The 14,034-nt window shown below is 62.3% G+C and carries 14 protein-coding genes; 6 read left to right on the forward strand and 8 right to left on the reverse strand.

Translation table 11 applies throughout. The features are described from left to right. Positions 1–130 precede the first annotated feature (130 nt). From J3D46_RS17585 to J3D46_RS17595, 3 genes are all read right to left on the reverse strand, one after another. A complete protein-coding gene (locus tag J3D46_RS17585) occupies positions 131–3,631 on the reverse strand; it encodes a DNA polymerase III subunit alpha (protein WP_253468306.1) in 3,501 nt (1,166 codons plus the stop codon). Between the two features lie 3 nt (positions 3,632–3,634). Beyond that, positions 3,635–3,979, reverse strand: a complete 345-nt coding sequence (locus J3D46_RS17590; protein ID WP_231338588.1) for a DUF6504 family protein — start codon at positions 3,977–3,979, stop codon at positions 3,635–3,637. Between the two features lie 82 nt (positions 3,980–4,061). Continuing rightward, positions 4,062–5,123, reverse strand: a complete 1,062-nt coding sequence (locus J3D46_RS17595) for an FAD-dependent monooxygenase (protein ID WP_253468307.1) — start codon at positions 5,121–5,123, stop codon at positions 4,062–4,064. A 53-nt stretch (positions 5,124–5,176) separates the two neighbouring features. Between J3D46_RS17595 and J3D46_RS17600 the strand changes: the two genes are divergently transcribed. Both J3D46_RS17600 and J3D46_RS17605 read left to right on the forward strand, forming a co-directional pair. Next, positions 5,177–5,713 (forward strand): TetR/AcrR family transcriptional regulator, encoded by a 537-nt coding sequence (locus J3D46_RS17600; protein WP_253468308.1) that lies wholly within the window; start codon positions 5,177–5,179, stop codon positions 5,711–5,713. 45 nt (positions 5,714–5,758) lie between these two features. Further along, entirely contained in the window at positions 5,759–6,148 is a 390-nt protein-coding gene (locus J3D46_RS17605; RefSeq protein WP_014921999.1) for a hypothetical protein, read from the forward strand. 3 nt (positions 6,149–6,151) lie between these two features. Here J3D46_RS17605 and J3D46_RS17610 read toward each other — a convergent pair whose 3' ends face one another. Next, positions 6,152–6,898: an SOS response-associated peptidase gene (locus J3D46_RS17610; RefSeq protein WP_253469246.1), complete on the reverse strand. Its 747-nt coding sequence runs from the start codon at positions 6,896–6,898 to the stop codon at positions 6,152–6,154. A 169-nt stretch (positions 6,899–7,067) separates the two neighbouring features. Between J3D46_RS17610 and J3D46_RS17615 the strand changes: the two genes are divergently transcribed. The 3 genes from J3D46_RS17615 to J3D46_RS17625 all read left to right on the forward strand — a co-directional run bounded on the left by J3D46_RS17615 (position 7,068) and on the right by J3D46_RS17625 (position 9,181). Then, a complete protein-coding gene (locus tag J3D46_RS17615) occupies positions 7,068–7,325 on the forward strand; it encodes a mycoredoxin (RefSeq protein ID WP_090825295.1) in 258 nt (85 codons plus the stop codon). 141 nt (positions 7,326–7,466) lie between these two features. Next, the gene (locus J3D46_RS17620) at positions 7,467–8,552 is read left to right on the forward strand and encodes an S-(hydroxymethyl)mycothiol dehydrogenase (RefSeq protein WP_159703023.1); all 1,086 of its coding nucleotides are present in this window, start codon (positions 7,467–7,469) and stop codon (positions 8,550–8,552) included. Next, the gene (locus tag J3D46_RS17625) at positions 8,549–9,181 is read left to right on the forward strand and encodes an MBL fold metallo-hydrolase (RefSeq protein ID WP_253468309.1); all 633 of its coding nucleotides are present in this window, start codon (positions 8,549–8,551) and stop codon (positions 9,179–9,181) included. The genes J3D46_RS17620 and J3D46_RS17625 overlap by 4 nt, the downstream gene beginning before the upstream one ends. A gap of 162 nt (positions 9,182–9,343) precedes the next feature. Here J3D46_RS17625 and J3D46_RS17630 read toward each other — a convergent pair whose 3' ends face one another. Genes J3D46_RS17630 through J3D46_RS17640 form a run of 3 tightly spaced genes read right to left on the reverse strand, consistent with a single transcriptional unit; the run spans position 9,344 to position 11,411 of the window. Then, a complete protein-coding gene (locus tag J3D46_RS17630; RefSeq protein WP_231338592.1) occupies positions 9,344–10,087 on the reverse strand; it encodes a lipoate--protein ligase family protein in 744 nt (247 codons plus the stop codon). After that, positions 10,087–10,890, reverse strand: coding sequence for a thioesterase family protein (locus J3D46_RS17635; protein ID WP_253468310.1), 804 nt, complete (start codon positions 10,888–10,890; stop codon positions 10,087–10,089). The genes J3D46_RS17630 and J3D46_RS17635 overlap by 1 nt, the downstream gene beginning before the upstream one ends. A gap of 32 nt (positions 10,891–10,922) precedes the next feature. Then, the gene (locus J3D46_RS17640; RefSeq protein WP_253468311.1) at positions 10,923–11,411 is read right to left on the reverse strand and encodes a DedA family protein; all 489 of its coding nucleotides are present in this window, start codon (positions 11,409–11,411) and stop codon (positions 10,923–10,925) included. 79 nt (positions 11,412–11,490) lie between these two features. Between J3D46_RS17640 and J3D46_RS17645 the strand changes: the two genes are divergently transcribed. Continuing rightward, a complete protein-coding gene (locus J3D46_RS17645; protein WP_253468312.1) occupies positions 11,491–12,468 on the forward strand; it encodes a hypothetical protein in 978 nt (325 codons plus the stop codon). Here J3D46_RS17645 and J3D46_RS17650 read toward each other — a convergent pair. Next, positions 12,465–13,982 (reverse strand): FAD-dependent oxidoreductase, encoded by a 1,518-nt coding sequence (locus J3D46_RS17650; protein ID WP_253468313.1) that lies wholly within the window; start codon positions 13,980–13,982, stop codon positions 12,465–12,467. The two genes, J3D46_RS17645 and J3D46_RS17650, sit on opposite strands and share 4 nt — an antisense overlap. Positions 13,983–14,034 lie beyond the last annotated feature (52 nt).

Here is a 14,034-nt window from a genome sequence, read left to right on the forward strand (position 1 = left end):
GGTGTCTCCTATTCATAGTTAAGGCTTCATAGCTTGTGGCGTACGGGGACCACAGCCAGCCACCGTCAATCGTATCTGCTTCGGCTGGGGCGGCCAAAGCAGCGCGCCGACGCCGGATTCAGAGGCCGGATCAGCTTCCAAGGCCAGTGATGGCAAGGTTCCTGGAGATGCCGTGCAGGGGCCCTCTGTGCGTGTATTCATCAGGCAGGCCACCTCCGGCAGGGCGAAGCTCTGGGTATGGCAACGTTTCAGGCTGGCCGAGGTCCCAGGCTTTGGTGGCGCTCAGGCTGATTCCCTTGGGACCGGTGCGCCTTGTGGTTCCACGGATCAACAGAAGGCGCGTACCAAACAGCAAGGGTCCGGATTCTTCCTGGGCTTCATGGAAAAAGACCGAATCCACGCAACCAGTGCCGTCATCGATGCTGATGAAGACCACGCGCCTTCCACCACGCATAGGCGGAGTTTGCGTTGCTACCCGCACCCCTGCCACCAGCACTTCTGTCCCATTCCGAAGCCCGAGGAGTTTATCGGCAGTGGTGACTCCCAGCTTGTCCAGGAGGGGCCGGTGACTGTCCATAAGGTGCTCACTGACATCGACGGCCATCAGGTCCAGCTCCGCCCTGACGTTGTCCACCATGGACGGCTCGGGAAGCTTTGCAGCCAGGTTCCTCAACTCAACATCGCCAAGAGCAAAGGACAGCTGTCCATCGATAACGTCAGTGGTCTTTTTGCTGGGGCTGCTTTGGAGGGCCTGCAGGTGCTGCACAAGATCCGCCCGGTTCGCCTTGCCACCTGAGTCCTTGTGAAGGGCATCAAAAGCCCCAAGTTGGGCAAGCCTCTTAATGTTCGGCTTGCTGACTCTTGCGCGTGCCCTCAGGTCTGCGAGGGAATCGTAGGGCTGTCCTGCCACGATCCTCTTCAATTCAGCGCCCGATAACCCATAGATTCCAGTGAAGCTCAAACGAATACCAAGCTTGCCCTGATCATTGCCCTGCTGGATTTTCTCCACCCGGTATTCGGCATGGCTCCGGTTGATGTCCAGGGGAAGGATGGGTATGCCCAGCCGACGCGCTTCGGCGACCAGAAGGCGTTTGGGGTACATTCCAGGATCGTGCTCCCACAATCCTGCCAGGAACGCCTCCGGATGATGGGTTTTCAGCCAAGCAGATTGGTAGGTGGGCACGGCAAAAGCGGCTCCGTGGGCTTTGCAGAATCCGAAGCTGCCAAAGGCCTTCAAGGTTCCCCAGACTTTGTCCACTACCTCCGGGGAGTACCTCTTGATCGCTTCCCGCCGGAAGAATGCCTCAACCCCCGGTTCATGGATTTCATCGCCCAAAGCCCGCCGGAATTCATCTGCCCTTGCCAGTCCACAGCCGGTCATGACCTGAAAGGTCTTCAGGATCTGCTCATGGAAGACAGTAACCCCATGGGTCTCTTGCAAAACCGGTTTCAAATCCGGATGAGGATAGACCTCCGGGGCAAATCCGTGCCTGTGCTCAAGGAAGGGCCGCACCATGTCCGATTTCATGGGGCCGGGCCGGAACAGCGAGATATCGATAATGAGGTCGTTGAATTCCCTGGGAGCCATCTTTCCTATGAGTTCACGCTGGCCTGGGGACTCGATCTGAAAACAGCCGAGCGTGTGGGTGCTGCGGATCAGTTCATAGGTGGGCTCGTCGTCGAACGGTACGGCGTTAAGGTTGATCCTGCCGTCTGCGGCGATGAAGTCCGGCCCTGTCCCGCCCGGCTCAACAGGATGCTTACCTGCGGCCACAACTTCTGCTTTGGACGGGTGAAGGCGAATGACTTCACGCACGGCAAAGGCCATGGCACTTTGCATCCTCACGCCAAGGACGTCCAGCTTGAGCATTCCCATGGGGTCCATGTCGTGTTTATCGAACTGACTCATGGGCAGTCCCAGTCCGCTGGGTTGAACCGGAGTCCGGTCCAACAGCGTGGCATCGCCCAAAATCACCCCGCATGGATGCATTGAGATGTGCCGGGGAAGGCGGTCCAGCCTTTCGGTAAGGTCCACCAGGAGATCGAGTTGCTGGTTCTCCTCCAACCCACCTTGTTCCACCCGCCCGGCAAAATCACGGAGCTCCGGCTTCTCCACCAATGCTTCGCGGAATTTGCGGGCGGAGAACCTCCAGAGTTGCTTTGCGATCTCGCCTATCTCGCCGTCGTCCATCCCGAGTGCCAGTCCTGCGTCCCGGACAGCTCCTCGAGCCCTGTAGCCGTTCTGCATGCTCATGAGGGTGACGCGCTCGGATCCGAAACGCTCAAATATCTTTCGATAAACATTGTGCCGTTCAGCACTTTCGACATCGATGTCGATGTCGGGAAGCGTTGACCGGCGGCCTGACAGGAAACGTTCAAAAATGAGGTCGTGGCGGATCGGATCCACCTGGCTGATATCGATCAGGTAGTTCACAAGGCTTGATGCGCCCGATCCCCTGGCGGCAACCCTGACGCCCATATCAAGGATCATCCGGGATACCTCCGCCACGGTGAGGAAGTATGAGGCAAAACCCAACCGGGCGATGATTCCGAGCTCATGGTCCAACCGCGAGCGCAACTGCTTTTCGGCTTCTCCCTTGATGCCTGGGAATCTTCTGGTGATTCCTGCCTTGCAACGTTGCGTCAGTTCGACCATGGGGTCGCAGTCAATGCCGATAATGGTGGACTCTGGAACCACTGGTTTCTTCCACCCCATGTCCAGGACGGGGTCTATGCGGCATTTGTCTGCGAGCGCCTCCGTGTTGGCGAGCAGTTTGTGGAGGTCGGCTCTTCCCTGGCCTGCCGCGGTCATGATTTCTTTTCCGAGTTGGAGCATTTGCTGGGGTGTTTTCAGCCAGCCCTGCCCTGTTGGTTGCAGCAGGGGTTCCGTTGAGAGTTCAGGGAGGGATTTGAGGGTGCGTGCAGAGTCAAGGACGTCTGCGGTGGCGGCGCCGTCCTGGGCGCAAAAGCGCACGGCGTTGGTGAGGATGGCGGGGACGTTGTGCTCGAGGGCGAGTTTGAGCATCCGCACGGCATGTGCCGTACTGAGCGGTTCGCCAGGTGCGCTGAGGTGGGAGACGGTTTCGGTGACGATGGTCCCGGGCGGCATGGCGTCGATCCATTGCTTGAAGAGGGTCCTTGGACGCAAGTACTTGCGTCCACCCATGGCCCTGCCTACATCTGAGTTGGGGCCGATCAGGACTGTTAGAACCTGTTTGAGGGTTTTGGGGTCCAGTGTTCGTGAAGCGAGTTCACCTCTGGTGACTGCGACGGGGATTGCTCCGCCGGCTTTACCTGAGGTGCGTGCGTGGGCGTCGGATATGAGGCGGCAAAGAGCCCTGTATCCGGCGCCGTTGTTGTTGCCGTGGGCGAGGACGACGACGCGGCCCGCCACTTGGGTGCGTTGGTCGCCGTCGTCGTCGAATACAGCCAGGTCCACCCCCACGATGGGGTCGATGCCTGCATCCATGCATGCTTTGAGGTGCTTGACGGTGCCGTAGAGTCCGTCCCGGTCTGTGCAGGCGAGCGCGGTTGCGCCGTCTGCTGCGGCTGCTTGGGCCAGTTCATCCGGCCAGGAGACGCCGTAGTGTGCACTGAAGGCTGTGGAGACGTGCAGGTGGGTGAAGCTCAAGGGTCACGCTGCTTCGTCTGGCTCTACGGCCTGTGCCGGTGCTGCGTCATGGATGCGAAGGACCCTCCAGCGTCCGCTGCCAACGTGACGGACCAGGTCAAGTGTGATGGTGTCGGCGGCTGGTGTTCCTTCCTGCAGTTGCTGAAGCTGAACACGCCAGATCTCGTGGTCTACCAGTCCGGCACCGCTGCCCAGGGGTGCGCGGCTTTCTTCCAGCCACCATTGGCGTCTTTCAAACCATCGGACCGGTTCGTTGGAGACCGTGTACCGTGCCCCTTTCCATTGGACTTCCTGGGGCTGGCCCGTTTCCGCGCAGATGACGCCGACGGACTCACTGAACAGCCCCATTTCCACACCTCGTTTGCGTCGGAGATCCTTATTCGAATGTATGTTCGAATATATTCAGTTTACGCCGACGCCGCGACAAAACCTACTTCGAAGTTCCAGCCCCATCCCGGGCTCTTGATACCCTCCTGCCCACCTGTTTCAGCAAGGCGTCGCGCCAAGGTTGCATGCCTTGGGCAAGGGCGATGCTCCCCATCAAGGAGGAGGCCATCCGTAGTTGCTGGGTGCGCAGGACGCGCTTCCTGCCATAGGCGGCGAGCGCGTCCTTCAATGGCAGGTCGTTGAGGAGCCCGCCCAAGGTCACGGCATCGATCAGTGCTTCGCAGGCGCCCCTGCCCAGGTTGGGCGTCATGGCGTGGGCGGCATCCCCGACCAAGACCACATTGCCCCGCGCATAGCGGCCCAGTGGCGGGGTTGTCCAGATGCGTTGGGCCAGGGAATTCTCCGGAGTTGCCCGGTGAAGTACCTCCAGCACGGCCGGCGAGTAGTTGGCATAGCGGTTTCGCGTCATTTCCAGTGCTTCTGCGACATCCACCCTGTCCGGGCCCAGTTCTGAGCGGAAGGAGGCGTACCAGTTGGCTTCACCCCCTGCAGGTGCCAAGCCGAAGATCTCTCCGCAGCCCCAGTACTCGCCGACGTCCTCAGGGGAAGGGGTTCCGGGAACCACTCCGCGGACAGCCAGGAACGGCGTGGGTTTAGCTGCACTCCGATCACCCCAGGCGTCCCGCCGAACAACGCTGCGGACGCCATCTGCACCCACGGTCAACCACGCATGGCCGGGCAGGTGTTCCACCCTCCCCGTCACCCGACGCACGGTTTCAGGCACGGCAGAATCCAGCAACGCCAGCAGTTCAGGTCGGGAAAGCCCCATCAGCCCCTCCCCCTCCATTGACAGCATGGGTTCCCCTGAAGGGCTGCGGAGCGCACCGGCCTTGATGGTGGCTCCCCGGCTACGCGCTGCACCTAGAAGGCCCAGCACCGACAGTGCCTGCTGGGCTTCGGTCCACATGGCCAGGGTTGTTCCCACAGGGGGCAGTTCCGGCCGCTGTTCGTAAACCGTGACGTCGAACATCCCGGGATCGAGCCGGCTTGCGAGCGCCAGGCCGGCTATTCCGCCGCCGATGATCTCCACTTTTTTCATGCCCACACTGTACTACTACATTTGTAGTGCCGGTAGTGGTTTGCCGCTAGACTTTCGCCATGCCTGACCGACGAACACAGTTAGCCGATGCTGCGCTCGCAGTCGTCTCGGCGCAGGGCCTCAAGGGCCTGACGCACCGGGCGGTGGACGCCCAAGCCGGCGTCGCCGTCGGAACTACCTCGAACTATTTCCGCAACCGGGCCGCACTGGTGGGTGCCGCCGTCGACCGCGTTGAAGAACTGGACAGCCTCCTGCTGCAGGAAGGGAGGCTGGAATTGCCGACGTCGGCAGCGTCCCTGGCGGAGCAAATCGCCGGAGCGGTCATGGGACTCGCCGGGGAAAACGCCGAACTGACCCGGGCCCGTTTCGTTTTCGCGCTGGACCAGCCCGAAGTCGTCGCCGACGGGCACGAACGTTTGGTAGCGGCCTTGGCGCAACTGCTCGAAGCCATGGAGATCCCTGAAGCCCGGGCACGGGCCGAAGCAGTCTCCGATTACAGCGACGGCCTCGCGTTGCACCTGCTGACCGCCCGCAAGGGGCAAGTCAAGGACAGATCCGAGGTCGCCCGCACCATCGAGCGCCTGCTGGAAGGATGAGTCAAAGGGGTGGACGCCGGCGGGTCCACAGAGCAGGATTGTGGCATGAGCACCAATGACGCACTCCTGAAGCAGGTCAACATCTCCGCCGAAGACGACAACCTTGTGGCAAGGTTCGAAATCGATGGCAACATACCAGGCTCCGGCGCTTACGTCGTGGGCCTTGTTGCTGCCAGCGAGGACTATTCCTCACAGCGCAGGCTCGGTATCGAATTCATGAATGGCGAGGCGATCTCGTTCTATTCCTTCAACCATTCCCTCAGTGCCGAGGAAAACTATGACATCAAAGGCGTGGAGCACTCGGGCAACGTCATCACGGGGAACTTTCCGATGTCGGCCATCCATGGGCTGAGCAAGGGCCACGTCATGACGGGCTTCAGCGAGGCGGACGGCCGGGAGTTCCAGTCCGGAGTGCCGGTGACAGAGGCTCTCTGACCGCTAGAAGAGGCCTTCCACCGGCTCGATGAGTTCCGGGGAGTTGTTCCGGACGTTCCCCACGGCACTGCCCACAGGATCCAGCGTCCAGCCAGCAGCGGCATCGTGGGCCCTGGAACGGACCAGTTCCACCAGCCCTCCGGCGTCCTTCTCCCGCGGATCCAGCCAGGCTTCCATCGTCTCTGTGCTCATGGGCAATGGAACACGGTCATGGAGCGCTGTCAGTTCGTCAAAGACCGAGGCGCTGCGCCGCGTCCGGGCCACATCTGCCGTGGGAGTGTCCGCGGTCAGGATGGACATGGACAACAACCAGCGGCCCGGGTCGTCATCAGATGCCGACTGATCCCGCCACCACTCATACAAGCCCGCAAAGACCAGGCCTTGGCCATCTCCCGGGTGCACATAATAGGGCTGCTTGTTCTTCCCCTCGCCCTTTTTCCATTCGTAGTAGCCGTCAGCGGGAACCGCGCAACGACGTGCAACAGCGGCCTTCTTGAAGGAAGGCTTCTCCAGAAGGGTCTCGCTGCGTGCGTTGATAAGGCGCGCACCCCCCTTGGGATCCTTCGCCCATGAGGGCACCAGGCCCCACTTGGCAACATGGAGCTGCCGCTTCGGGTTGTCATCGACGAGTCTTTCCAACACGATGGGAACAGCGTCGGTTGGTGCTACGTTCCACGACTTCCCAAGGGCAATTTCGTTCTCAAGTTCGGCGTCGAAATCGGCAAGCAGGTCCCCCACCGCACGGGCCATGACATAACGTCCACACATGCGACCAGTCTGCCCTTTCCTGAATGAACGCACCAGCGCAAGGGTGTGACGTCACCCCGCTACCCGGCCGCACGGGAATTATTCGGTCCCGGGTTACCGTTGTTACGAACGAACCACCACCGTGAAAACGACCACTACTGAGGAGAGCTCTGTGGACTTCACTCCCGACTCCGGCACCATCACCATGTTCTCGACCACCTGGTGCGGCTACTGCAACCGCCTGAAGAAGCAGCTGGACGCCAAGGGCATCGGCTACACCGAGATCAACATCGAAGAAGTAGATGGCACGGCCGAACTCGTCGAGAAGCTCAACGGTGGCAACCGCACCGTCCCCACTGTGCTGTTCCCCGACGGAACCGCGGCCACCAACCCCTCCGCCTCCGAAGTTGAGAGCCGCCTCGCAGCATAGGCGCCATCAGCCGGCCGAGGTTGGGCCCGCACGGAACAATCCACATACTGTCTGCCACGTGTGATAGACAGATTGGGAATCCGTAGCGGGCCCTGCTGCATTTAATGGCCCTCTCTCCGCGAGCCCGAAGGGAACATCTCCATGGTCCACGCTGTCAAAGGTGTCGTCGTCCGCTCCAAAGGCGCACCCGCAACCCTCGAAACCATCCTGGTTCCCGAACCTGGCCCCGGCGAAGCCCTGGTGGACATCCTCACCAGCGGCGTCTGCCATACAGACCTCCACTACAAACTCGGTGGCATCAGCGACGACTTCCCGTTCCTGCTCGGCCACGAAGCCACCGGCGTGGTCAGCGCAGTAGGACCCGACGTCACCGATGTCGCCCCCGGCGACCGCGTGGTCCTCAACTGGCGCGCCGTCTGCGGCAACTGCCGCGCCTGCAACCGCGGCCAGGCCCAGTACTGCTTCAACACACACAACGCGACCCAGAAAATGACCCTCGAAGACGGCACTGAGCTCTCTCCCGCGCTGGGCATTGGCGCCTTCATCGAAAAGACCTTGGTCGCTGCCGGCCAATGCACCAAGGTAGACCCCGACGCCGATGCCGCCGCCGTCGGCCTGCTCGGCTGCGGTGTCATGGCAGGTTTGGGCGCAGCGCTCAACACCGGCGGAGTCAAGCGCGGCGACTCGGTTGCCGTCATTGGTTGCGGAGGCGTAGGCGTTGCAGCCATTGCAGGAGCCGCGCTCGCAGGCGCCACCACCATCATCGCCGTGGACATCGATGCCAAGAAGCTCGAACGCGCCAAGGAACTGGGCGCCACGCATACCGTCGACTCCTCCGCAGGCGACCCCGTGGAGGAAATCCGTGCCCTCACCGGTGGCTTCGGAGCAGACGTGGTGATTGACGCCGTCGGACGTCCCGAAACCTACAAGCAGGCCTTCTACGCCCGCGACCTCGCCGGAACAGTGGTCCTGGTGGGCGTCCCCACCCCGGAGATGACCCTGGAATTGCCGCTGCTGGACGTCTTTGGCCGAGGCGGGTCACTCAAGTCTTCATGGTACGGAGATTGCCTGCCTTCCCGGGACTTCCCCATGCTCGTGGACCTGTACAAGCAAGGCAAGCTTGACCTGGATGCGTTCGTCACCGAGCGCATCACCATCAACCAGGTCGAAGAAGCGTTCGACAAAATGCACCAAGGCGCCGTCCTCCGATCGGTGGTCGAACTGTGAACACCCTCAAGATTGATCACGTTGTCACATCCGGCACTTTCTCGCTCGACGGCGGTACCTGGGACGTTGACAACAACGTCTGGATCGTCGGCGACGACTCAGAATGCATAGTGATCGACCCCGCGCACAATCCTGACGCTGTCCTGCAGGCTGTCAACGGCCGCACGGTCAAAGCCATCCTGCTGACCCATGGCCACGACGACCATATTCGCTCAGCCGGTGAATTCAGGGAACTTGCCAAGGCCCCCATCCTCCTGCACCAGGACGACTGGATGCTGTGGCGTGCGGTGTTCCCCGAGGTTGACCCCGACGCAGCGATCGCTGACGGAGAGGAGTTCACCGTTGCCGGCGCCACTTTGAAGGCCGTTCACACCCCGGGGCACTCACCGGGGTCCGTGTCCTTCCACCTTGCGGGCGAAGGAACGCTTTTCAGCGGGGACACCCTCTTCCAGGGCGGGCCGGGCGCCACGGGACGCTCCTACAGCGACTTCCCCACCATCATCGAATCCATCCGGACCAAGCTTCTTAGCCTTCCGGATGAAACGGTGGTCCGTACAGGGCACGGGGACGCCACCACCATCGGAGCGGAAAAGCCGCACCTGGACGAATGGATCGCCCGCGGGCACTGACCCCAGGGCCGCTGGTCGGCTGCCGTCCCATAAACCGGTGCGGCAGCCGGCTCAAGCCGGGGTATTGCTTTCCGCCGCCGTCGAATCCGGCGGCACCAGCACGTTAGCCTGCGGATAGTAGCCAGCGGCGCAGCCCCGCGCAGTGAAACGACGCACGTGCCCCTAGCCCACAAGGCTGCGGAAGTCGCCGTCGACGACGTCCGCATAACCGCGGTAGGCCTCAATGACTGCGTCCTCGACAGTCTTCACGTCCAAGTGCGGCAGCAGGTCGTTGGCCGCACCGGCGGTTGCGGGATCCCACTCGAGGCCCAGGGCAGCGTAGCTCGCCGTCAGGACATCGCGAATGGGTTGGGAGTTCTCCACCACTATCACTGAACTGAACAACCAACCACCGGAAACTACGCGTTGGGCGGTGCCTATCAGTTTGATGCTGTGGGCTGGAAAGTCCGGATCCTCGCCGTGGACGCTGAACTCGCCGGGGCAGTATTCTCCCGGGATTTCGCCGACGGCGGCATGGACACCGACGCTTCGGAGCGCACCAGCCAGCAACTCACCGAACTCGGAAAAGCGGGCCTTGGCCCGAACGATTGCGTCTGGATGCGGCTCAATGTGGTCAATCACCAAGGTGCCCTGGTGATATGCGGCCGCCCGTCCTCCGGCTTTCCGTATCAGGGGTTCGAAACCAAGCTCCCGACAGGCTTCCTCCGCAGCAGGGAAACCAGGAAGGTTCGCGTCCCGCTGCCCGAACGCTACCGTGGGCAGCGGACGGTACAGGCGAAGAGAAGGACCCAACTGCCCGCTGCGGGCACGCTTCAACAGTTCCAGGGCGAAATCGAGGTCCTCCGCCGCACCCATCGATTCCAATTGGCGGTACGCCGTGAGCTGGCTCCGCGCCTCGGCCGACATCAGCTCTTCCTCAACGTCAGGATTTGCTCGGCCCTGCCAAACGGTCCGTTGACGTCGTGGAGCACGGTGGACGTCAGGCCGATGCCGTCGCTTCCGAAGGAGACTTTGTTGTCCAGTCCCAGCCATTCACCGGACGGCGCCCGGTACATGTGGATCTGCAAGTCAACGTTGGGGAAGATGTAGCTGTTCTCCCCCGGAGGAACCCGGGCGGCGATCCCGTTGGCGGTGTCCACCAGGCCCATCAGCCGAGCAAGATCCGTGCTGTCCTGCTGGTCCGTCAAGGGGTGGGAGGTGCGGATCCACACCTTGCCGGATCCCGGACGGTGACCTTCAGCCAAGCGCATCTCCAGCGACCGGATGTAGCCACCGGGCCACACGCTGGCTCCGTCCCATGGCTTGCATTCGTCCGGGGCGGGCATGGACTCGTCTTCCACCGCTGCAACCGCACTGGTGTCGCTGGTGACCATACGCCAAGCCGCGGCGCGGATGGCCACCCTGCCTCCCGCCGAGAGTTCGGCTTGGATGAGCTCAATCGTCCGTCCCGGCCTCACCGTTGAGGTGGTGATGTGGAACTCGCCGCCTGGTATCAGCCCGAGGATTTCGTAACTGATCCGCGCCAGGCGGACATCGTCCCTGGGCTCATGCCTGACAAGGGCATCGGCGAGGATGCCGGAGGCTGGAGCCATGTGTTGTTCATGGGGATTCCAGGCGCCCTGGGCATGGATCGTGGAACGGTAGCGTCCCCCGCCCAACGATTCGTAATAGGAATCGCCATCCGCCAGTTCCGGTAATGCAGTAGTCAACCCCGAGCCTTTCGCCGATCCAGCAGTAGAACTCAGACCACTGTATCCGCTGATTTGGCGGTGGAACGACGCCTGCGAGCCACCACCACCCAGGCAATGACGGCAGCCAGCGCCACAACTCCCACCCCAGCCCCAACGGGCGACGCCGCTGCGACCGCCAGCCATGCCTCCAGGGCGGCAAGTCCGATGGTCGCGTAAAGAAACGCCCACATGACAGACCCGGCGATGGCGGCCGGCAGGTAGCGTCGCAGCGGCATTCGAGCCGCACCGGCCGCAAGATTAATGGCCGTCTGGAGGCCGATGGTCAGGAAGGAAAGTACGACGGCGTACGGACCCCAACGCTTGATCAGGGCTTGGGCACGGGCTACTTTGGGACGCTCCAAGGACTTCCCAAAACGCGTGTGGGCGAACCCGGCCACGGCGCCCCGGCCAATCCAGTACGTAACATTGACGCGGATCATGACAATCGCGAAGAGCGCCGCGAGGGCGACACCGAAGGGCAAGCTCATGATCTGATCCACCCGACTTAGGCTACCCTAAGCATCGCCGGAACGCGGATTTGGTCCCAGGGGCCGCCACGATGAACCCTAGGATGAGTTCATGGACCTCCGCGACGCCGCCCAGGAGTTGTACGCCGTAGTGCCCCGTGACTTCACAGCTGAGCGAACTGCCTTGGTCCGCAAAGCCAAGGACGACGGCGCTAAGGAGCTTGCGAAAGAGATCGGCAGCCTCCCCAAGCCTGCCGCCGGCGCCTGGGCCATCAACATGCTGGCCGTTCACAAACCTGAGGTGATTGACGGCGTCGTACGTTTTGGCGTTTCCCTCCGAAACGCCCAAGAGGAGGGCGACGCGGAGTCCTTTCGCGAGCTGGGTCAGCAGCGGCAAGGACAGCTGGCCGCGGCAGTACATGCAGCAAAAGACCTCGCCGGCGAACTGGGTGCACCGTTGAGTGCCGCCGCAGTTACCGATATGGAGCAGACCCTGAGGGCGGCGATGGCTGATGCCGGCGCCGCCGCCGCCGTTGCGACGGGCCGGCTGGTACGCGGCCTGAGCGGCAGCGGCTTCGAGTCCGTGGACCTCACCGGTGCGGTTGCTGCGGTTGGCCCCGGGGACCAGGCTGCGCCCGGACAAGAGAACACGGCGAAGCCGGTGGCCAGGAGCGACGCCAGGGGTGCTGGTACTAAGGCCTCACAATCGCCGTCCAAAGAAACGCCTGGGGCAGAGAAGGCACCGCAAGAGCAGGCGACATCCCTGGCGGATCGCCGCGCAGCCAAACAACAGGCAGCGCTGAAGGAAGCACGGAGCGAATTCGAAGACGCCAACAAAGAGGCTCGGATTGCCGAAGAAGCTGCGTCCGAAGCCTGGGACCTTGTCAATGCGCTGTCAGCCCGCAGAACAAGCCTCAAATCCGACATCGAAGAGGCCAGGAAACGCCTGGCCTCCTTGGAAGCGGAACTGATTGGACTCACCAGGGACGCCGATGCCGCGGAATCGCAGAAGAAACTCACAGTCCGGGAAGCCACGCAAAAACGCCGGACCGCGGACCAGGCCCAGCGTCGCGTCGCTCGACTCAGCTAGTCCTTTTTCCTGCCGTCTGAATTTTTTCCGACGGAGGTCTGCAGGTGATGCGTTGCTGGCCCTTCGAGGTACTTGCCCTCGGGCGTGAAACGAGAGCCATGCAAGGGACAATCCCAGGACTTCTCCGCGTCGTTCCAGCTCAGCAGGCCACCCAAGTGTGCGCAACTGGCGGATACCAGGCAGACCTTGCCCTCCACAGTGGACACGGCCGCTGGTTCACCGTTGTAGAGGCCGACGACGCCAGTCCCCTCCGGCGGGCGGGTCTCGTCGGTGATTTCGGGGTTCTTCCGGGCACTGGCCCTGTCCTCGATCATCCGGCGGGCAATGTCTGCGTTGTGGCGGATGGCCTCCGCCGCGCCCTTGGGCGAGGTGACGCGATGATGAATGACGGTGGCCCAATCGGACTGGCCACCCAGGATGTCCGAGGTGATGGAAAGGGCGGCCGCCACCCCGTTGCTCATCCCCCACTTGTTGAAGCCGGTACCAAAGAAGATCCGGCCGTGTCCCCGCGGCAGCTTCCCGAAGAACGGCACAAGGTTGGTCGCTTGGTAGTCCTGCGCCGACCACGTGTGGGTGACCTCCGCGCCCGGGTAGTGCTTGTTGGCCCATCCCAGCAACTCGTCAAGATGTGACTGCGGCGACGCAGCCCGGCCGCCCGGATGTCCGTAACCGCCCACCAAGAGCAATTCGCCGTCAGCGGTGGGCTGTGTCCGCTGGGACCGGGTGGGCGCGTCGATGGACAGGTACATACTTTGTGGAATGTCGCCCGGCACTCGCAGGGCCGCTGCATAGGAACGGTGCGGTTCTAGCTTGGCGAAGTACAGGCCACGGTCCAGGATCGGCGTCCCGGTGGCGAGCACTACGGTGTCGGCACTGAAGCTGCCCTTGCGGGTGGTCACGTCCAAGGGCAGCCCTGAACCCACATCCTGGACCTGGACACCCTCAACAATGAGCCCGCCATGCGCCCGGATATCCTTCGCGAGGGTCGCCAGCACGTCCATGGGGTGAATTTGTGCCTGGCCTTCCAATTCCAACGCTTCCACTACGGGAAACGGCAACCCCGCGTCACGGCTGAAATGGACGTCAAGACCGGCGTCCCGCGAAACCGCAGCTTCCTTGCGAAGCCGCTGCCCGCCGTCGTCGGTGGTTGCAAAGGTGACCGCGGTCCGGCGCTGGAATGGGACGCCTTGCTGTTCCATGTACTGCGTAAGCCAGGCTTGTCCGGACTTGTTGGCCTCTACGTAGGCCCGGACCACTTTAAGGGAGTACTGGCTGCGTAGGGCGGAGAGCACACCACCTTGCAGGAGGCTTAGCTTGCCGGTGGTGTTTCCCGTTGTGACGGCGCCGAGTGTCCTGGCCTCGAAGACCATCACGCGCTGGCCGGACCGGGATAAGAGCAGCGCTGTGACCATTCCCGTGAGGCCTGCGCCCACCACGATCGTGTCGAAATGCTTTTCGTCAGGAATTTCGTCGGAGGTGAAAGGCGATTCGCGATCCAACCACAGCGATTTCATCAAACAACCTGCCTCTCAAGTCACTGGCATGTGTTGAGGGAAACGCTAGGCC

This window comes from Paenarthrobacter sp. A20, from assembly GCF_024168825.1.
Taxonomy (GTDB): domain Bacteria; phylum Actinomycetota; class Actinomycetes; order Actinomycetales; family Micrococcaceae; genus Arthrobacter.